14 protein-coding genes are annotated in these 20,165 nt (G+C 73.6%); 6 read left to right on the forward strand and 8 right to left on the reverse strand.

What is annotated here, in order from left to right; translation table 11 throughout:
* Positions 1-207: 207 nt before the first annotated feature.
* The 6 genes from glgB to PSED_RS08795 form a co-directional block, all read right to left on the reverse strand.
* Positions 208-2,685, reverse strand: a complete 2,478-nt coding sequence (glgB, locus tag PSED_RS08770; protein ID WP_407692845.1) for a 1,4-alpha-glucan branching protein GlgB — start codon at positions 2,683-2,685, stop codon at positions 208-210.
* A gap of 184 nt (positions 2,686-2,869) precedes the next feature.
* Positions 2,870-3,823 carry a hypothetical protein gene (locus PSED_RS08775; RefSeq protein ID WP_013673892.1) on the reverse strand — a complete coding sequence of 318 codons (954 nt, stop codon included), beginning with the start codon at positions 3,821-3,823 and terminating at the stop codon, positions 2,870-2,872.
* Between the two features lie 91 nt (positions 3,824-3,914).
* A complete protein-coding gene (locus PSED_RS08780; RefSeq protein ID WP_013673893.1) occupies positions 3,915-4,595 on the reverse strand; it encodes an RNA polymerase sigma factor in 681 nt (226 codons plus the stop codon).
* 147 nt (positions 4,596-4,742) lie between these two features.
* Positions 4,743-6,146 (reverse strand): maltokinase N-terminal cap-like domain-containing protein, encoded by a 1,404-nt coding sequence (locus PSED_RS08785; protein ID WP_013673894.1) that lies wholly within the window; start codon positions 6,144-6,146, stop codon positions 4,743-4,745.
* Positions 6,143-7,906: a maltose alpha-D-glucosyltransferase gene (treS, locus tag PSED_RS08790; protein WP_013673895.1), complete on the reverse strand. Its 1,764-nt coding sequence runs from the start codon at positions 7,904-7,906 to the stop codon at positions 6,143-6,145. Before treS ends, PSED_RS08785 begins: the two co-directional genes overlap by 4 nt.
* A 257-nt stretch (positions 7,907-8,163) precedes the next feature.
* Complete coding sequence (locus PSED_RS08795) at positions 8,164-10,134, reverse strand: alpha-1,4-glucan--maltose-1-phosphate maltosyltransferase (RefSeq protein WP_013673896.1); 1,971 nt, start codon at positions 10,132-10,134, stop codon at positions 8,164-8,166.
* Positions 10,135-10,546: 412 nt separating this feature from the next.
* Here PSED_RS08795 and glgP point away from each other — a divergent pair, with 412 nt between their 5' ends.
* On the forward strand, positions 10,547-13,102 hold the full coding sequence (gene glgP, locus PSED_RS08800; RefSeq protein ID WP_013673897.1) for an alpha-glucan family phosphorylase: 2,556 nt from the start codon (positions 10,547-10,549) through the stop codon (positions 13,100-13,102).
* 56 nt (positions 13,103-13,158) lie between these two features.
* Here the strand turns inward: glgP and PSED_RS08805 are convergent, their stop codons facing one another.
* Together PSED_RS08805 and glgX are read right to left on the reverse strand one after the other, a co-directional pair.
* Positions 13,159-13,383 carry an FmdB family zinc ribbon protein gene (locus PSED_RS08805; RefSeq protein WP_013673898.1) on the reverse strand — a complete coding sequence of 75 codons (225 nt, stop codon included), beginning with the start codon at positions 13,381-13,383 and terminating at the stop codon, positions 13,159-13,161.
* Positions 13,384-13,444: 61 nt separating this feature from the next.
* Positions 13,445-15,466 (reverse strand): glycogen debranching protein GlgX, encoded by a 2,022-nt coding sequence (gene glgX, locus PSED_RS08810; RefSeq protein ID WP_013673899.1) that lies wholly within the window; start codon positions 15,464-15,466, stop codon positions 13,445-13,447.
* A gap of 113 nt (positions 15,467-15,579) precedes the next feature.
* Here glgX and PSED_RS08815 point away from each other — a divergent pair, with 113 nt between their 5' ends.
* The 5 genes from PSED_RS08815 to PSED_RS08835 all read left to right on the forward strand — a co-directional run bounded on the left by PSED_RS08815 (position 15,580) and on the right by PSED_RS08835 (position 20,022).
* The gene (locus PSED_RS08815; protein ID WP_041760767.1) at positions 15,580-16,344 is read left to right on the forward strand and encodes an ABC transporter ATP-binding protein; all 765 of its coding nucleotides are present in this window, start codon (positions 15,580-15,582) and stop codon (positions 16,342-16,344) included.
* A 67-nt stretch (positions 16,345-16,411) separates the two neighbouring features.
* Positions 16,412-17,191, forward strand: a complete 780-nt coding sequence (locus PSED_RS08820) for an enoyl-CoA hydratase/isomerase family protein (protein WP_041759425.1) — start codon at positions 16,412-16,414, stop codon at positions 17,189-17,191.
* A 34-nt stretch (positions 17,192-17,225) separates the two neighbouring features.
* Positions 17,226-18,182, forward strand: a complete 957-nt coding sequence (locus tag PSED_RS08825) for a class I SAM-dependent methyltransferase (protein ID WP_013673902.1) — start codon at positions 17,226-17,228, stop codon at positions 18,180-18,182.
* 44 nt (positions 18,183-18,226) lie between these two features.
* Complete coding sequence (gene macS, locus PSED_RS08830; RefSeq protein WP_013673903.1) at positions 18,227-19,366, forward strand: MacS family sensor histidine kinase; 1,140 nt, start codon at positions 18,227-18,229, stop codon at positions 19,364-19,366.
* Entirely contained in the window at positions 19,363-20,022 is a 660-nt protein-coding gene (locus PSED_RS08835; RefSeq protein WP_013673904.1) for a response regulator, read from the forward strand. The genes macS and PSED_RS08835 overlap by 4 nt, the downstream gene beginning before the upstream one ends.
* The last annotated feature ends 143 nt before the right edge of the window (positions 20,023-20,165 follow it).

Below are 20,165 nucleotides of genomic sequence, written 5' to 3' on the forward strand. Positions count from 1 at the left end.
CCGTCGTCGCGCGGTGGGCAGGAGGCGCCGGTCCCGGCCGGACGTGCCGTTGCGCGGCCCTCGTGCGGTCGGCCGGGTGCCGGCGCGCCTGCGCCCGCCAGGCGACCCTGCCCGGTCGGCTGTCCCTGCGCGCGCGGGTTCCGGCCGGGACGGCCCTCGCGCGCGATCGGCCCGCGCCCGCCGGCCACGCCGTGCCGTCGGGTCGGACTACCCCTGCGGGGGTGGGCCGGACGCGCCGGTGCCCGCGCGTCCGCCGTTCGCATCGGCCGGGCCGGGTGCCGGAGGCTCGATGTCGCGGGCCTCGCTGACCGCCTCGGGATCGGCGGCGGGCAGCGGGGCCGGACGGCTGGAGGACGGCGGCGCGACGACCGCGGGCTCGCGGACCGGTGTCGGCGCGGGCGGGGCCCCGGCCGTGAGCGACCCCCGGTGCACGGGGCCGCCGGAGTTGTCGGGGACGAGCCAGAGCACGCCGGACGGGGGCAGCCGCAGCACCGCGGAGGCGGGTCGGCCGTGCCAGCTGCGCTGCTCCGCCTCGACGAACCCCAGGTTGCCCACGCCGGACCCGCCGTAGGCCTCGGCGTCGGTGTTGACGAGCTCCCGCCAGCGGCCTGCGAACGGCAGCCCGACGCGGTAGTTCTCGTTGGGCGTGCCCGAGAAGTTGGCGATGCAGGCCAGCACGTTGGGGGTGCCGTCGTCGCCGGTCTCGGTGCCGCTCATCCGCAGGAAGCTCAGGACGTTGCCGGAGGCGTCGTTGGCGTCGATCCAGGAGAACCCGGCGGGCGTGGTGTCGAGTGCCCACAGCGCGGGCTGGCTGCGGTAGGCGCGGTTGAGGTCGCCCAGGAGCGTGCGGATGCCGCCGTGCAGCGGGTCCTCGAGCAGGTGCCAGTCGAGCGGCCGCTGCTCCGACCATTCCCGGACCTGCCCGAACTCCCCGCCCATGAACAGCAGCTGCTTGCCGGGGTGGGCCCACATGAACGCCAGCAGCGCGCGCACGCCCGCGGCCTTGTTCCAGTCGTCACCGGGCATCCGCGTCCACAGCGATCCCTTGCCGTGCACGACCTCGTCGTGGCTGAGCGGGAGCACGTAGTTCTCGCTGAAGGCGTACATCAGCGAGAACGTCATCTGGTTGTGGTGGTAGCTGCGGTGTATCGGATCGCGCCCCGTGTAGTCGAGCGTGTCGTGCATCCAGCCCATGTTCCACTTGAACCCGAATCCCAGGCCGCCGAGGTGGGTGGGGCGGGTGACGCCGGGCCACGCCGTCGACTCCTCGGCGATGGTGACGACGCCCGGGTGGTTGCGGTAGACCGTCGCGTTCATCTCCTGCAGGAACGCGACGGCGTCGAGGTTCTCCCGGCCGCCGTGGATGTTGGGCAGCCACTGGCCGTCGGCGCGGGAGTAGTCGAGGTAGAGCATCGAGGCGACGGCGTCGACGCGCAGGCCGTCGATGTGGAACTCCTCGCACCAGAACAGCGCGTTGGCGACGAGGAAGTTGCGGACCTCGCGGCGCCCGAAGTCGAACACGAGCGTGCCCCAGTCGGGCTGCTCGCCGCGGCGCGGGTCGGCGTGCTCGTAGAGGGGACCGCCGTCGAACCGGGCGAGCGCCCACTCGTCGCGCGGGAAGTGGGCGGGCACCCAGTCGACGATGACGCCGTAGCCGGCCTGGTGCAGCGTGTCGACGAAGTAGCGGAAGTCGTCGGGGCTGCCGAAGCGCGCGGTCGGCGCGTAGTACGACGTCACCTGGTAGCCCCACGACCCGCCGAACGGGTGCTCGGCGACGGGCAGCAGCTCGACGTGGGTGAAGCCCGTCTCGGACAGGTACTCGACGAGCTCCTGGGCCAGCTCGCGGTAGCCGAGCCCGGGCCGCCAGGAACCGAGGTGCATCTCGTAGACGCTCATCGGCTCGGCGTGCGGGCGCCGACCTGCGCGCGCGGTCATCCAGTCGGTGTCGCCCCACTCGTGCGTCGTGGCGGTGACGACGGACGCGGTCGCCGGCGGGATCTCGGTGGCGAAGGCCATCGGGTCGGCCTTGTCGCGCCAGCGGCCGTCCTGGCCGAGGATGCGGTACTTGTACCGGGTCCCGACCCCGACGTCCGGGACGAACAGCTCCCAGACCCCGGAGCTGCCCAGCGAGCGCATGGGATGCGCCCAGCCGGCCCAGCCGTCGAAGTCGCCGGTGACGCGCACGCCCTGCGCCGTCGGCGCCCACACGGCGAAGCTGGTGCCGGTGACCTGGCCCGACGCGGTGTCGTAGGTGCGCACGTGCGAGCCCAGGACGTCCCAGAGGCGCTCGTGCCGGCCCTCGGCGATGAGGTGCAGGTCGACCTCGCCGAGGGTGGGGAGCCAGCGGTACGGCTCGTCGACGACGTGGGTGTCCTCGCCGTAGCGGACGGCGAGGCGGTAGTCGTCGGGTTCGCCGGGCACGATGCCGGAGAAGAGCCCGGCCTCGTGGACCCTGGTCAGCGGGAAGGACCGGTCGGTGTCGCCGTGCAGGAGCACGGACACCTCGTCGGCGTGCGGGCGCAGGGTGCGCACGATGGTGCCGTCGCGACCCTGGTGCGCGCCGAGCACGCCGTGCGGGTTGTGGTGGGCGCCGCCGAGCAGGCGGTCGACGGTGCGGGGGTCCGGGGCGTGGGAGTCGGCGGTGCCGGCGCCGATCGTCCGGGTGTTGGTGTCCTCGCGATCCACCCGTGAACCGTAGTGCCCCACGGGCGGTCACGCTGGCCGGGGAGGGGCCGCCGTTCGGGTGGCCGTACCGCGGTCGGGGGGCGTCCGTGGTACGGCCACGTCTCGCCGTCCAGGCACGGACGGCGACCGGCACGGGGTAGGTCCCACCGGGAAGGGGTCCGGGGGCGCCCGTGCGATCGAGGGGTCACGAGGAGTGCTGCGCCTGCTGTCCCGTGGCCGGTGCGGCGGGCGCGTTGTGCGGTGCGCCCGCCGGTCGGGAGGAGGTCGTGCGGTTGTCGGAGGTGGCACCGGCCCCACCCGTCGACGACTGCGCGCCTTCGGGCTTCGACTTGCCGTTGCCGTTGCCGTTGCCGTTGCCGTGCCCACCTGAGGTGCCGGAACCGCTGCGGGGCGTGGGCGCGGACGGGTCGGTCGACGTCGGCGGGGTGGGCGGCGCCGTGGTCGAGGGGGGCGGGGTCGACGGCGGCCGGGTGGCCGGCGGTGCGGTCGACGGCGGTGTCCCCGGCGTGCCGGGGCGGGCCGCGGCCGGCGGCACGCCGCCCGCCCGCTCGGGTGTCCAGGCTCGCAGGTCGATGCCGGGGGAGTCGACGCCGTCGTCGCCCGCGTCACCCGGCCCGTCGTGGTCGTCGCCCACGGAGGGGTCGGCGCAGCCGGGGCCGAGCTCCGCGATGGCCGCGCCCGTCACGGGCCGGCAGGCGGCGTCGGGGACGGTCGGGCCACCGTGTCCCGCGGCCGGCGGGCGTCCGGCCGCCTGCGGGCTCGGTGGCGCGTCCGCGGGTGCGGCGGCGTAGGCGTCGTCGTCACCGGCCCAGCCTCCGGACGGCCCGGTGGCGGCGACGGCCACCCCGCCCGCGGTCAGGGTCAGCGCCGCGACGCCGACGAGCTTGGCGGTCACCATGGTGCGGAGCCGTGCCCGCCGGTGCCGGCCGGGACGGGTCGGGTCGTGCAGGGCGACGGGCGTCGCGATCGGGGACGCGTCGGCGAACGCGCGCCGGGCCGCGGCCTCGCCGGCCAGCTCACGAGCGGTGCCCGGGCGTCGGGCGGCGGCGAGCAGGGGCGCGAGGGGGTGCGCGACCGGCTCTCCGTCGAGGAGCAGCTCGGCCACGTCGGGGGGCAGCAGGGGTGTCGTCTCGGGCATGGCGGGGCGTTCAGCGCCGCCGCCGCGGGAAGTGTTACTCCCGCGCACCGCGTGCCGGCCGTCCCTGCCGCCCGGGTACCGGCTCAGCTGGTCAACCACGCGACACCCGCCCGTCGTCGAGGCGACGCGGCGACTGCCCGTCGTCGAGCATCCGGGCCAGCCGGCGCAGGCCGCGGTGGGCGGCGACGCGCACCGCGCCGGGGCGCTTGCCGAGCACCATCGCGACGGAGGGCGCGTCGAGTCCGACGACGGTGCGCAGCAGCACCGCCTCGGCCTGGTCCTGGGGGAGCTCGCTGATCAGCGCGATGGCCTCACGGGTGGACATGGCCTCGAGCGCGGAGCCGGCGGCGTCGTCCGGGCCGGCCCGCTCGGCGAGGACGTCGATGTCGGTCGGGGTCACCGGTCGTCGCGACCGTGACCGTGCCACGTCCATCGCGCGGTTGCGGCAGATGGCGCTGGCCCAGCCGCGGAACCCGTCGACGTCGCCGGTGAAGCGCGGGAGGTCGCGGGCGATCTGCAGCCAGGTCTCGGCGGTGACGTCCTCGGCGTCGTTGCCGACCAACGCCGTCGCGTAACGCAGCAGCCGCGGCTGCAGGTCGCGGTACAGCGTCACGAAGCCGCTCTCGTCGCCCGCGCGGGCCGCCGCCAGGGCGTCGGTCAGGTCGCCGTGGCGACCCGATGGGGAGCCGTCCGCCCCGGCGGCGGGCTGCGGCGCGCGGGCGTGCGGCAGCGCGACGTCGGCGCCGACGACGTCGGCGGCAACAGCGTGCACACGTCCTCCTACTGCATGGCGGCCGGACGGTGGGGAGCTCCGTCCGGACATCCGGGCCCTTCAGCGCCGAAGGCCCACGCAGTGTTACACCCCTTGCGGAGATAGGTGTGCGGCACTGCCGTAAGAGTGACGAACAGCCGAGATCCGCTACGGAACGGAATCAATCCGCGGCGTCGACGGCGCAAGGATGCGCACGATCGCGTTCAGCGGGATGGGCGCCCACGTCGGGCGGTTGCGCGTCTCGTACACCACCTCGTAGACCGCCTTGTCCAGCTCGTACGCGCGCAGCACCAGCGCCTGCGCCCGTGGGTCGGTCTCGGAGCGGACCGCGTAGCCGTCGAGAAAGGCGGACCGGTTGCGCTCGGCCCACTCCGCCGCGCGCCACTGGCGCTGCGGGTCGGGCTCGGTCGCGTCGGCGTCGAGCAGCTGGTGGTTCGCGGCGTAGTCGAAGGACCGGAGCATCCCGGCGACGTCGCGCAGGGGCGAGTCCGGCCGCACCCGCAGCTCCAGCGGTGTCGCGGGCTCGCCCTCGAAGTCGATGACGAGCCAGCCGAGCGGGGTGCGCAGCACCTGCCCGAGATGCAGGTCGCCGTGGACGCGCTGGGCGGGCAGGGGACCGGGCAGTGCCGCGAACTCGTCGTAGACGGCCCGGATGGCGGCGGTGTGCGGCGCCAGCGCCGGGACGTCGGTGGCGGCGACGGTCAGCCGTGCCCTCATCGCGGCGGCGACCTCGGCGGTGTCGCGCTCGGCCGTCCCGAGCGCACGGGCGAGATCGCCGTGCAGCACGGCGATCGTCTGACCGAGCCGGTTGGCCTCCGCGGCGAAGTCCCCACCGACCTCGTCGGCGCGCAGGTCCGCCTCCGCGAGCAGGTCGCGGACGCTCGCCAGCGCCATCGCCCACCCCTCCGCGGAGTTCGACGCGTAGTCCTGCAGCATCCCGAGCACGGCCACCTCGCCGTGCAGCACTCCCTCGACCGCCCCCTGCAGCGTCGCGACCTCGGTCCCGCCCGCGGCCCGCAGCGCGCGGTGCAGCTCGAGGTCGGGGTTGCCGCCGGCGGCGACGCGCCGGAACAGCTTGAGGATCGACCGCTCGCCGTAGACGACGGAGGTGTTGGACTGCTCGACCCCGAGGACCCGCCCCGGCGGCCCCGGCGCCAGCTCGACGCCGGGCTCCGGCACGAAGCGCAGGTCGCCGACCGTGCATCCGTTCCGGACCGCCTCGTACAGCCACTTCGTGACCGCCGGGTCCCACAGCCCGTCGTAGACGATGCGGCCGCCGAGCGCCCCGATGGTGGCGTGCTCCAGCTCGCCGCCGACGTCGGTGCGGTAGGCGGCCAGTACCTGGAAGTGCGCGGCGGGCCCGCCGTCGGTGAACTCGACCTCGGCGACCACGTGGTCGACGTCGAGTCCCTCGATCGGCAACGGCGTCGACGCGACGACGGACACGGAGCCGACCTCACGGCCCTTCGCGCCGGACCAGCGCTGCTGCGGAATCCAGTCCGCCAGCAGGGCCGCCAGGTCGGCGGACGGTGAGCTCGCGAGCTCGGTCACGAGGGTTCCTCCTCGGGGGTGATCGAGAACCAGTAGAAGCCGTGCCCGGGCAGTGTCAGCAGGTACGGCAGCTCGCCGATCCGCGGGAACGGGACCCCGCCGGTCAGCTCGTGCGGCCGACAACCCTGCCATGCCGACAGGTCCAGCTCGACCGGCTGGGGGAACCGCGACATGTTGTTGACGCAGAGCACCACGTCGTCGGTGCCGTCCTGGGAGCCGCCCCGGTGGGTCCGCACGTAGGCCAGCACCGAGGGGTTCGAGCCGCCGAGCTCGTGGTAGTCGCCGAGGCCGAAGGCGCTGTGCCGCTTGCGGATCTCGATCATGTGCCGGTTCCAGTGCAGCAGCGACGTCGTCGAGTTCAGCTGCGCCTCGACGTTCACGGCCTGGTACCCGTAGAGCGGGTCCATGATCGGCGGCAGGTACAGCCTGCCGGGATCGGCCGTCGAGAAGCCGGCGTTGCGGTCGGGAGTCCACTGCATCGGGCTGCGGACGGCGTCGCGGTCGCCCAGCCAGATGTTGTCGCCCATGCCGATCTCGTCGCCGTAGTACAGGACGGGCGACCCCGGCAGCGACAGCAGCAGCGCGGTGAACAGCTCCAGCTGGTTGCGGTCGTTCTCCAGCAGCGGCGCCAGTCGCCTGCGGATGCCGATGTTGGCCTTCATCCGCGGGTCCTTGGCGTACTCGGAGTACATGTAGTCGCGCTCTTCGTCGGTGACCATCTCGAGCGTCAGCTCGTCGTGGTTGCGCAGGAAGATCCCCCACTGCGCGCCCGACGGGATCGCCGGTGTCTGCGCGAGGATCTCCGAGATCGGGAAGCGGTTCTCCCGGCGGACGGCCATGAAGATGCGCGGCATCAGCGGGAAGTGGAAGGCCATGTGGCACTCGTCGCCGCCGACGGCCGGGTCGCCGAAGTACTCGACGACGTCGCTCGGCCACTGGTTGGCCTCGGCGAGCATGACGCGGCCGGGGTACTCGTCGTCGAGGACCTTGCGGCAGCGCCTGAGGAACGCGTGGGTCTCGGCGAGGTTCTCGCAGTTGGTGCCCTCGCGCTCGTACAGGTAGGGGACCGCGTCGAGGCGGAAGCCGTCGATGCCCAGGTCCAGCCAGAACCGCAGGACGTCGAGCATCGCCTCCTGCACGGCCGGGTTGTCGTAGTTCAGGTCGGGCTGGTGGGCGAAGAAGCGGTGCCAGTAGAACTGCCCGCGCACCGGGTCGTAGGTCCAGTTCGACGACTCGGTGTCGACGAAGATGATCCGCGCGTCGGCGTAGCGGGTGTCGTCGTCGGACCAGACGAAGAAGTCCCCGTAGGGCCCGTCGGGGTTGCGCCGGGACTCCTCGAACCAGGGGTGCTGGTCGGAGCAGTGGTTCATGACGAGGTCGGTGATGACCCGGATCCCGCGCTTGTGGGCCTCGTCGAGCAGCACGACGAGGTCCTCCACGGTGCCGAACTCCGGCAGCACCGCGCGGAAGTCGCGGATGTCGTAACCGCCGTCGCGCAGCGGGGAGTCGTAGAACGGCGGCAGCCACAGGCAGTCGACGCCGAGCCACTGGATGTAGTCCAGCTTGTCGGTGAGCCCGCGCAGGTCGCCCGTGCCGTCGCGGTTGGAGTCGGCGAACGCGCGGACGAGCACCTCGTAGAAGACGGCGCGCTTGAACCAGTCGTGGTCGACCGCCAGCGTCCGGGCATGGTCGAACTCGTCGGACGAGGCCTCGTCGAGCTCGGTGTCGGCGCCCGTGGGCCGGGGATTCGTGGCGGTCATGGGCGTCCTCCCGGTCGGCGGCGGGGTCGGCGGAAGCATCGCCCCAATTGGTACCGCGAGGGGCGGGCTCGCGCAGGCCGGACGGCCGGCGACGCGCCGCCGCCGCTGCGCGCGCGTACCGGTACCCGACGGTCTCACCCGGCACCGCCGGGGCGCCACCACGGAATGCCCGCACGCCGCGTGCCCGGCTCGTACCCGTCGCGGCCGGATGTCACACGGGCCGGCCGGGACGGGCGCCCGCGGCCCTCAGCCGGGCGTCAGCGGACGATCCGGAAGATGTGGGCGACGTGGGCCCACGGCTCGAGCCGCACGTAGTTGAACTGGCCCCACTCGTAGGTGTCGCCGGTGACCTCGTCGACGACGAAGAACCGGTCGCCCCAGTTCAGCCCGAGTGCCGGCATGTCCAGTGCGGTCGTGCCGACGCGCGCCTCGTGCGAGTCGAGCGTGCAGACGACGAGGACGGTGTCGCCCGTCGCGGGGTCGGTACGCGAGTAGGCGATGATCGCGTCGTTGTCGACGTCGTGGAAGTGGATGTCGCGCAGCTGCTGCAGCGCGGGGTGCGCCTTGCGGATCTCGTTGAGCCGGGTGATGTAGGGCTCGAGCGACTCGCCCCGGTTGAGCGCGGCCTGGAAGTCGCGCGGCCGCAGCTCGTACTTCTCGGAGTCCTTGTACTCCTCGCTGCCCGGCTTGACGGGTTCGCCCTCGTAGAGCTCGAACCCGGAGTAGACGCCCCAGGTCGGCGACATCGTCGCGGCCAGGGTGGCGCGGATGGCGAACATCGCCGGGCCCCCGGTCTGCAGGGACTCGTGGAGGATGTCCGGGGTGTTGACGAACAGGTTGGGCCGGGCCTCGTCGGCGCGCTCGGCGTGCATGAGCGCGAACTCGGTCAGCTCCTCCTTGGTCGTGCGCCAGGTGAAGTAGGTGTAGGACTGCGTGAACCCGAGCCGGGCCAGGCCGAACAGGCGCGCGGGGCGGGTGAAGGCCTCGGCGAGGAAGAGCACCTCGGGGTGGCGGGCCTTGACCTGCCAGATCAGCCAGTGCCAGAAGTTCGGCGGCTTGGTGTGCGGGTTGTCGACCCGGAAGATCGTCACCCCGTGGGAGATCCAGAGCAGCACGACGCGCAGGCACTCCGCGTACAGCCCCGCCGGGTCGTTGTCGAAGTTCAGCGGGTAGATGTCCTGGTACTTCTTCGGCGGGTTCTCCGCGTAGGCGATCGTCCCGTCGGGGCGGGCGGTGAACCACTCGGGGTGCTCGGTGACCCACGGGTGGTCGGGCGCGCACTGCAGCGCGAGGTCGAGCGCGACCTCCATGCCCAGGTCCTCGCAGCGGGCGACGAAGGCGTCGAAGTCCTCGAACGTGCCGAGCTCGGGGTCGATGGCGTCGTGCCCGCCCGCGGCCGACCCGATGGCCCACGGCGACCCGACGTCGCCGGGCTCGGCGTTGACGGAGTTGTTGCGGCCCTTGCGGTGCACCGTGCCGACGGGGTGGATCGGCGGCAGGTAGACGATGTCGAACCCCATGCCGGCGATGCGGTCGAGCTCCTTCGCGGCCGTGACGAACGAGCCGTGCACGGCGCGGCCGGTCTCGTCGCGACCACCGGTGGAGCGCGGGAAGAACTCGTACCACGACCCGTAGAGCGCGCGGGGCCGGTCGACGTAGACCTGCTGCGCGCGGCCGCGGGTGATGAGCTCCCGGACCGGGCGTTCGGTCATGATCGTGTGCACCGCGGGGAACATGGCGGGCGCGACGCGGGCGTGCAGCGGCAGGGCGTGGTCGCGCAGCGCGTTCGCCGCCCCGAAGAGCAGGTCGCGGTTGGCGCGCTCGGACGGGCGGCGGCCGACCCGCTGCAGCAGCCGGGCGCCGATCTCGAGGTCGTTGGCCATCTCGTCGGCGGTCTGCCCGGCGGCCATCTTGGCCTGCACGCCGTGCCGCCACGTGGCCCACGGGTCCGACCACGCGTCGACGCGGAACGTCCACAGCCCGGGCTCGTCGGGGACCACGGTGCCGACGAACCGGTCGTTGCCGACGCCGTCGGGCACCATCCGCACGTGCACCGCGTCGTCGGTCGACCCGAGCTTCTTCCACACGACGTTGGCCGCCACCGCGTCGTGACCCTCGCGCCACACCGAGGCGCGGACCGGGATCACCTCGCCGACGACGGCCTTGGACGGATGGCGTCCGTCGCCGACCGCCGGGCTCACGTCGTCGATACCGAGACGACCGGTCATCGGTGCCACCCCCAGGTCTGGCCGAGATCCGTACGTCGCAGGGGCCGGGGAGCCGGTGGGTCCTGCGCTCGATGGTCAGTGCCCCGCCGGGGACCGCGGACCGGGTTCGCACCCACCCGATCACCACCCGTCGCGTGTGTCACAACGGTACCTACCCCGTCCAGCCGTGGCGGTAACGGGGTTGACCGCGATGCAAGGTGTTACACGCAGTTCATCGACGTTGTCGGTCCGTTCACCGACTCGCCCCGCGCCGACCGGTCCTGGCCCGGGGCCCAGCGGTCGGGATCGATCCGGTTCCGGGTGGTGACGGCGCGCAGGCGGGCTGTGCAACCCCACCCGATCGGGCGCGGACCATCCGGACGTCCGCGACGCCGGACGCGGCGCGCCGACGGCATCAGTACGCTGCGTCCGCGTGAGAGCCCTGCGTCGCTTCACCGTCCGTGCCCAGCTGCCCGAGCAGCTCGCCCCGTTGCAGAAACTGGCGACGAACCTGCGCTGGAGCTGGCACCCGCCGACCCAGGAGCTGTTCGCACGCCTCGACCACGACGCCTGGGAACGTGCCGGCCACGACCCCGTGCGCCTGCTGGGCGAGATCAGCACCGCCCGGTTCGCCGAGCTGGCCGCCGACGCCGAGACCGTCGTGACCGTCCGCGAGCTGTCCGACGAGCTCGACGCCTACCTGAACGAGCCGCGCTGGTACCAGCTCGCGGCCGAGGACGGCCAGGACCTGCCCGCGGCCATCGGCTACTTCTCGATGGAGTTCGGCGTCAGCGAGGTGCTGCCCAACTACTCCGGCGGGCTCGGGGTCCTCGCGGGCGACCATCTCAAGGCCGCGTCCGACCTGGGCGTCCCGCTGATCGGCGTCGGGCTGCTCTACCGCTCCGGCTACTTCCGCCAGTCGCTCTCGCTCGACGGCTGGCAGCTCGAGCACTACCCGCAGCTCGACCCGCAGGGCCTGCCGTTGCAGCTGCTCGTCGACGGGGCGGGCGAGCCGGTGCTCGTCGAGGTCGGCATGCCGGAGGGCCGCACGCTCACGGTGCGGGTCTGGCAGGCGGCGGTCGGCCGGGTGCCGCTGCTGCTGCTCGACTCCGACATCGAGGCCAACGACGCCGACCTGCGCGGCGTCACCGACCGGCTCTACGGCGGCGACCAGGACCACCGCATCAAGCAGGAGCTGCTCATCGGCGTCGGCGGGGTCCGCGCGGTGCGCGCCTTCTGCGCCGCGACGGGCCATGTCGCGCCGGAGATCTTCCACACCAACGAGGGCCACGCGGGCTACCTGGGCCTCGAGCGCATCCGCGAGCTGCTCGCGGGCGAGGGGCACGACGCCGCCGGCCTGGACTTCGACGAGGCCGTCGCCGCGGTGCGCGCGGGCACGGTCTTCACCACGCACACCCCGGTGCCCGCGGGCATCGACCGGTTCCCGCTCGACCTGGTGCGCAGGCACTTCTCCGACGAGGTGCTGCCCGGCGTCCCGCTCGACCGCGTCCTCGCGCTCGGCGCCGAGGAGGACCCGGAGATGTTCAACATGGCGCACATGGGGCTGCGGCTGGCCCAGCGCGCCAACGGCGTCTCCCGCCTGCACGGCATCGTCTCGCGCGGCATGTTCTCCACGATCTGGCGCGGGTTCGACGCCGACGAGGTGCCGATCGGCTCGGTCACCAACGGCGTGCACGGGCACACGTGGGAGGCCCGCGAGGTCACCGACCTGCTGGGTGAGCCGGGCGTCGGTGGTGGGGACGACGCCGTCGGCGACATCCCGGACGCGGCGCTGTGGGGGTTGCGCGCCTCGCTGCGGGCGCGGCTGGTCGAGGAGGTGCGCCGGCGGGTCCGCGCGGCGTGGCTGGAGCGCGGCGCGTCGGCCCCCGAGCTGGGCTGGACCGACCACGTCTTCGACCCCGAGGTGCTGACCGTCGGCTTCGCGCGCCGCGTCCCCACCTACAAGCGGCTCACGCTGATGCTGCGCGACCCCGACCGGCTGCGCGACCTGCTGCTCGACCCGCACCGGCCGGTGCAGCTGATCGTCGCCGGCAAGTCGCACCCGGCCGACGACGGCGGCAAGGCGCTCATCCAGCAGATCGTCCGCTTCGCCGACGACCCCGCGGTGCGCCACCGCATCGTCTTCCTGCCCGACTACGACATGTCGATGGCCCGCTACCTGTACTGGGGCTGCGACGTCTGGCTCAACAACCCGCTGCGCCCCTTGGAGGCCTGCGGCACGTCGGGCATGAAGTCCGCGCTCAACGGCGGGCTCAACCTGTCCATCCGCGACGGGTGGTGGGACGAGCTCTACGACGGCGCGAACGGCTGGGCCATCCCCACCGCCGACGGCATCGAGGACCCGGTCAAGCGCGACGACCTCGAGGCCAACGCCCTCTACGAGCTGCTCGCGACGCAGGTCGCCCCGGCGTTCTACGAGCGCACCGACGGCGTGCCCACCCGGTGGGTCGAGCTCGTCCGGCACACGCTGGAGACGCTGCGTCCCCAGGTTCAGGCCAGCAGGATGGTGCGCGAGTACGTCGAGGACTGGTACGCCCCGGCCGCCCTCGCGGCGCGCGAGATCGCCCGGGACGACTTCGCGGGCGCCCGCGCGCTCGCCGGGTACCGGTCGCGGCTGAACGACGCGTGGCCGCGGGTGCAGATCTCGGGCGTCGACGCCTCCGGGCTGCCGGACACCCCCGTCGTCGGTGCCCCGATGACGGTGCGCGCCGCGGTCTCGCTCGCCGGCCTCGACCCGCAGGACGTGTCCGTCCAGGCCGTCGTCGGGCGGGTCTCGGACAGCGACGAGCTCGACGCGCCGATGATGTCGGTGATGAAGCACGTCGGCGCGGTCGACGGGCTGGACCGCTTCGAGGCCGTCGTCCCGCTGCCGCACGCGGGCCTGACCGGCTACACGGTCCGGGTCCTGCCGGCGCACCCGCTGCTCGCGACGCCGGCGGAGCTGGGCAAGGTCGTCCTCGCAGGCTGACCGTGAGTGGCGATGGTCGACACGGCGACCATCGCCACTCACGAGGGCCGGGACTCTCAGCCGCAGCAGCCGCCGCCGCAGCACCCGCCGCCCGCGGCGGGGGCGGGCCGGGGCGCGGCGCCGCCGCGTCCGCCGACCCCGGCGAGCGCGACGGTGCTCAGCAGCTTGACGGTGTCGGCGTGCCCGCCGGGGCAGGACGCGGGCTCGCCGGACTCGCTCATCGGCCGGTTGACCTCGAAGGTCGTGTCGCACTGCCGGCAGCGGTACTCGTAACGGGGCACGGGCGGATCCTAAGCGATGGATCCGCCGTCCGGCGGGGTTCGCCCACGCGGAGCGAACCCGTCAGTCGCCCACCTGCGCGGGCCCCCGCAGCAGCAGCACCGACCGCGGCGGCAGCGTGATCGTCGTGCCCCCCGGCAGCAGCCTGCCCGACACCGGACGGCCCGTCGCCCGGGTCGAGTCGAGCACCGGCCGGAACGGGCCCACCTTCGGCAGCGTGCACGCCACCGCGGCGCCACCGGCGTGCAGGAGCAGCAGGCTGTCGCCGACGTGCACACCGATCGTGCAGGCACCGAAGTCGTGCCAGTCCTGCTCGGTCATCAGCCGTCCCGACGGGTGCCACCACGCGGCCTCCTCGTCGGCCAGCCAGCGGTCACGGCGCAGGTCCGCGTGCGCCCGGCGCAGCGCGGTCACGCGCGAGGTGAACTCGGTGAGGTTCTCGGCGTCGGGGTCCGGCGTCCAGTCGACCCACGACGTCTCGTCGTCGAGGCAGTAGGCGTTGTTGTTGCCGCGCTGGGTGCGCCAGCGCTCGTCGCCGGCGACGAGCATCGGGGTCCCGATGGACAGCAGCGTCGTCGCGAGCATCGCCCGCGCCGTCGACAGCCGGCGTTCCGCGATCACCGGGGAGGTCGTCGGGCCCTCGACGCCGAAGTTCTGCGAGCGGTTGTCGTCGGTGCCGTCGCGGTTGGCCTCGCCGTTGGCCTCGTTGTGCTTGCGTTCGTAGGAGACCAGGTCGCGCAGGGTGAACCCGTCGTGGGCGGTGACGAAGTTGACCGACGCCCACGGCCGCCGCCCCGACAGCGCGTAGATGTCCGAGCTGCCCGTCAGCCGCGACGCCACCTCGCCGATCAGGCCGTGGCCGCGCCAGAAGTCGCGCACGGCGTCGCGGTAGCGGCCGTTCCACTCCGACCAGGCCACGCCGAACCCGCCGACGCGGTACCCCTCGCCGGTCGCGTCCCACGGCTCGGCGATCAGCTTCGTCGTGGACAGCACGGGATCGACGGCGATGGCGGTGAGCAGCGAGGCGTTGGGGTCGAAGCCGCCCGAGCGCGGCCGGCCGAGCACCGAGGCGAGGTCGATGCGGAAGCCGTCGACGCCGTAGGCGGTCACCCAGTGCCGCAACGCGTCGCACACGAGCCGGATGACGGTCGGCGACCCGGAGTCCAGGGTGTTGCCGGTGCCGGTGATGTCGGCGTCGTGCCCGTTGCCGCCGAGGGAGTAGTAGGCCCGGGCGTCGAGACCGCGGTAGGACAGCGTGCTGCCGCCGACCCCGCCCTCGCAGGTGTGGTTGGGGACCATGTCGAGGATGACCTCGATGCCCGCCGCGTGCAGCGCGTCGACCATCGTGACGAACTCGGTGACCTCCGCGCCCGGGACGCTCGCGTAGCCCGCGTGCGGGGCCATGAAACCGAGCGTCGAGTAGCCCCAGTAGTTGGGCGCGCCGCGCTCCAGCAGCGGCGGCTCGTCGGCGATCGAGGCGACGGGCAGCAGCTCGACGGCCGTGGTCCCGATCCGCTTGAGGTGCGCGATCACGGCCGGGTGAGCCAGCCCGAGGTAGGTGCCGCGCTGCTCCGGCGGCACCTCGGGGTGCAGCCGGGTGAACCCGCGGACGTGCAGCTCGGTGATCACCGTGTCCGACCACGGCAGGTCGGGCCGCGGCCGGGACGGTCCCTCCGGCGGCGCGGTGACGACCGACAGCGGGACGTGGCCCAGCGAGTCGACGGTGTCGGGCGGGCCCGTCATCGGGTCGCCCGCCCAGCCCCGCGCCGCCCGCACGTCGGTCACCCGGCCGGTGATCTGCCGCGAGTAGGGGTCGACGAGGATCTTCGCCGGGTTCGACCGGGTGCCCTCCCAGGGCCGGTACGGGCCGTGCACCCGGTAGCCGTAGCGCTGGCCGGGCCGCACGCCCGGGATCGTGCCGTGCCAGACCCCGAAGGTCCGTTCGGTGAGCTCGACGCGCCGCTCGGTCAGCGCGTCGTCGGGCCCGTCGACGAGGCACACCTCGACGACCTCCGCGCTGGTCGACGCGACCGCGAAGCGGACGGCGTCGCCGTCGACATGGGCACCCAACGGGAAGACCGGCACGATCGGCGAGGATAGGGCCCGTGGACCGGTCCGGAACGTTGCCTGAGTCGTCCGTCACCGACCCCGGGGAGGCGCGCACGCCCGAACGCGACCTCACCGACGTGGTCGTCGCGATGGACGGGGTCACGGTGCGCCGCAACGGGACGACGCTCGTCTCGGCGATCGACTGGACGGTCGAGCTCGACGAGCGCTGGGTCGTGCTGGGTCCCAACGGCGCCGGGAAGACGACCTTGCTGCGCATGGCCTCGGCGGAGCTGCACCCCACCGAGGGAGTGGTGCACGTCCTCGGCGAACGGCTCGGGCGTGTCAACGTGTTCGAGCTGCGGCCGCGGATCGGGGTCTCGTCGGCGACGCTGGGCCTGCAGGTGCCGGGCGACGAGGTGCTGCGCGACGTCGTCGTCAGCGCCGGGTACGGCGTGTTCGGCCGCTGGCGCGAGACCTACGACGGCATGGACACCGAGCGGGCGGACGCGCTGCTCGACGCGCTGGGCGTCGGGAAGCTCGCCGACCGCGAGTGGCGGACGCTGTCCGAGGGCGAGCGCAAGCGCACGCTGATCGCCCGCGCGCTCATGACCGACCCCGAGCTGCTGCTGCTCGACGAGCCCGCCGCGGGTCTCGACCTCGGCGGCCGGGAGGACCTCGTCGGCCGGCTCGCGACGCTGGCCGCCGACCCCGACGCGCCGACGTCGATCCTGGTCACCCACCACGTCGAGGAGATCCCCCGCGGCTACAGCCACGGCCTGCTGCTGCGGGAGGGCCGGGTCGTGGCCGCCGGGCTGCTCGACGACGTGCTCACCGACGAGAACCTCACCGAGACCTTCGGCCTGCCGCTCGCGGTCCAGCGTCGTCGCGGGCGGTACACGGCCTGGCTGCGGTGACCCCCGGCCCTGGCCCGTGGCGTGCGTCTCCAGCCGGATGACCGTGACCCGGGTTAGGGTCCCGGGCGTGACGGAGTTCGTGAGCCTCGAGGTCGACAACGGTGTGGGCACGATCCGGCTGGCGCGGCCGCCGATGAACGCCCTGAGCAGGCAGGTCCAGGAAGAGCTGCTGCAGGTCTCCACGGAGGCCGCGACGCGCGACGACGTGCGCGCCGTCGTCGTCTACGGCGGTGAGAAGACCTTCGCGGCGGGTGCCGACGTCAAGGAGATGGCGGCGATGTCCTACTCGGACATGGCCCCGGTGGCGCGGCGGCTCTCCGCGGGCCTCGGCTCGATCTCGACGATCCCCAAGCCGACGGTCGCGGCCGTCACCGGCTACGCGCTGGGCGGCGGGCTGGAGGTCGTCCTCGGTGCCGACCGGCGCATCGCGGGCGACAACGCCAAGCTCGGCTTCCCCGAGATCCTGCTCGGCATCTTCCCCGGCGGCGGCGGCACCCAGCGGCTCGCGCGGCTGATCGGTCCGGCGCGTGCCAAGGACCTGATCTACACGGGCCGGTTCGTCGACGCCCAGGAGGCGTTGTCGATCGGGCTGGTCGACGAGGTCGTCCCCGCCGACGACGTCTACACCCGTGCCGTCGAGTACGCCGCGCAGTTCGCGAACGGCCCGGCGCTGGCCTACGCGGCGGCGAAGAAGGCCATCGACGGCGGCCTCGACACCGACCTGCGCACCGGCCTCGACATCGAGTCCGAGCTGTTCGCGAGCCTGTTCGCCAGCGAGGACCGGACGGCGGGCATGCAGTCGTTCATCGAGAACGGCCCCGGCAAGGCGACGTTCACGGGCCGCTGACCCCCACTCACGAGGTTCTCTACGCTCGGTTCCCATGAGCCCGGATCCCGAGCCCCGCCCGCACCCGACGGCCGCGGAGGTCGAGGCCGCGCGTCGCGATCCCAAGCTCGCCAACGCGCTCTACCACGACTGGGAGGCCGGCTCCTACGACGAGAAGTGGTCGATCTCCTACGACGAGCGCTGCATCGACTACGCCGCGGGGCGGTTCCGGCACGCCGCGGGAGACGCGGACTGGCCGTACGAGCGCGCGCTCGAGCTCGGCTGCGGCACCGGCTTCTTCCTGCTCAACCTGATGCAGGCCGGGCTCGCCACCCACGGCTCGGTCACCGACCTCTCGCCGGGCATGGTCGAGGCCGCGCTGCGCAACGCCGAGGGCCTGGGCCTGCCCGTCGACGGCCGCGTCGCCGACGCCGAACGCATCCCCTACGACGACGCGACGTTCGACGTCGTCGTCGGGCACGCCGTACTGCACCACATCCCGGACGTCGGGACGGCGCTGCGCGAGGTGCTGCGGGTCCTGAGGCCGGGTGGGCGGTTCGTGTTCGCGGGGGAACCGACGAAGATCGGCGACTTCTACGCCCGCCGCCTCGGGATGCTCACGTGGAAGGCGACGACGACGCTGACCCGGCTGCCGGGGCTGCAGGGGTGGCGGCGGCCGCAGGCCGAGCTCGACGAGTCGTCGCGCGCCGCGGCGCTGGAGGCCGTCGTCGACCAGCACGTCTTCGACCCGTCCGAGCTGGAGCGCGTCGCGAACGCGGCCGGCGCCGCCGACGTGCGCGTCGTGACCGAGGAGTTCACCGCCGCCATGCTCGGCTGGCCGGTGCGCACGTTCGAGGCCGCGGTGCCCACCGAGAGACTGGGCTGGGGGTGGGCGATGTTCGCCTACCGTGGCTGGCAGCGGCTGTCCTGGCTCGACGAGAACGTCCTCTCCCGGGTCGTGCCGCGCGCCTGGTTCTACAACGCGCTGGTGACGGGGACCCGGCCTGCGTAGACGTACGGATCCGGGCGCCCGGTCGCACCGGGCAGGATGGCGGCATGGATCGCCCGCTCGAGCCGCTGTGGCGGGGCCTGCTGGTCTACCGCGTGCTGACGCTCGTCAGCACGTCGGTGTTCGTCCTGGTGTCGTTGCGCGAGTACGCACATCCCCTCGGCGCGGGTCTCGTCGTCGCGGTCATGGTGGTGTGGACGGTCGTCACCGGGTTCGCGTACTTCCCGCGCCGTGACGGTCCCGACCGGCGCGGCACCGTCGCGGCGGTCGACCTGGTCGTCACCGCCGGGGTGATGCTGACGACGCCGGTCGTGCAGAGCCCGGCCCAGCTCGCGGGCGACACCCCGCTGATGGGCTCGATCTGGACGCCCGGTGCCGCGCTGGCGCTGGCCATCGCGTTCGGGCTGCGGGGCGGGCTGGTCGGGGCGCTCGTCGTCGCGGCGGCCCTGGTGGCGGTCACGCTGACGTCGGGCCCGATGACGCTGGTCGACCTCGCCGACGTCCAGCTGCTGGTCCTCGCCGGGCTGACCGTCGGGTTCTGCTCGGGTGTGCTGCGCCGCTCGGCGGAGCGGGTCCGGGCCGCGGTCGCCGAGCAGGCGGCGGCGACCGAGCGGGAACGCCTGGCGCGCAGCATCCACGACGGTGTCCTGCAGGTCCTCGCGCACGTCCGCAGGCGGGGTGCCGAGCTCGGCGGGGGCGCCGGTGAGCTCGGGACGCTGGCGGGGGAGCAGGAGGTCGCGCTGCGGACGCTGCTCACCAGCGGGACCGCGGCCGTCGACGGCGGTGGCCGTCGCGACCTGGCCGCCGCGCTGCGGACGCTGGCGTCGACACGGGTGAGCGTCTCCGCGCCCGCGCACCCCCTCGACCTGCCGGCCCGCGTCGTCGACGACCTCCTCGGCGTGGTCGGGGCGGCACTCGCGAACACTGCCGTCCACGTCGGGGTCGACGCGCCCGCCTGGGTGTTCGTCGAGGACCTGGGCGACGAGGTGGAGATCAGCGTCCGTGACGAGGGCCCCGGCATCCCCGACGGCAGGCTCGCCGAGGCCGAGGCGCAGGGCCGGCTGGGGGTCGCCGCGTCGATGCGGGGGCGGGTACGCGACCTGGGCGGCACGATCGCCTGCGACACGGCCGTCGACCGGGGCACGGAGTGGATCATCAGGGTGCCCAGGGAGGTGGCGACCGCATGACGGTGTCCGTGATGGTGGTCGACGACCACCCCATCTGGCGTGAAGGGGTGGCCCGTGATCTGGACGAACGCGGTCTCGACGTCGTCGCGACCGCCGCCGACGCCGATGCCGCCGTGCGCATCGCCCGCGCGGTCCGCCCGCAGGTCGTGCTCATGGATCTCAACCTCGGCGGGACCTCGGGCGTCGACGCCATCCGCGGGATCGTCGACGCCCTGCCCGACACCCGGATCCTGGTCCTGTCGGCCAGCGGTGAGCACACCGACGTGCTGGAGGCGGTCAAGGCGGGCGCGACCGGGTACCTGGTGAAGTCCGCCGGCGCCGATGAGCTGCTCGACGCCGTGCGCCGCACCGCCGACGGCTATCCGGTCTTCACGCCGGGACTCGCAGGCCTCGTGCTGGGGGAGTACCGCAGGCTGGCCGACGAGCCGGCCCGGCGCCCGGCGGGCGATCCGGCCGTGCCCGCGCTGACCGAGCGGGAGACCGGCGTCCTGCGGCTGGTCGCGAAGGGGCTCACGGCTCGCGCGATCGGCGAGCGGCTCGGCCTCTCGCACCGCACCGTCGAGAGCCACGTGCAGAACACGCTGCGCAAGCTCCAGCTGCACAACCGCGCCCAGCTCGTCCGGTACGCCATCGAGCAGGGTCTCGACGAGGCGTGACGCTCGGTGGCCGGTGGCCGCCGCCCGGGTGATCGTGCGCGCCGTCGGGTGATCGGGCGCCGAACGGTCCGGGTGCCCGTGCAGCAGATGCGAAGATCCGGCGGAGCACCGCGGCGTCGGCAGGCTGGTGCGAGCTGGTAGGG

Source organism: Pseudonocardia benzenivorans CB1190, from assembly GCF_000196675.2.
Classification (GTDB): domain Bacteria; phylum Actinomycetota; class Actinomycetes; order Mycobacteriales; family Pseudonocardiaceae; genus Pseudonocardia; species Pseudonocardia benzenivorans.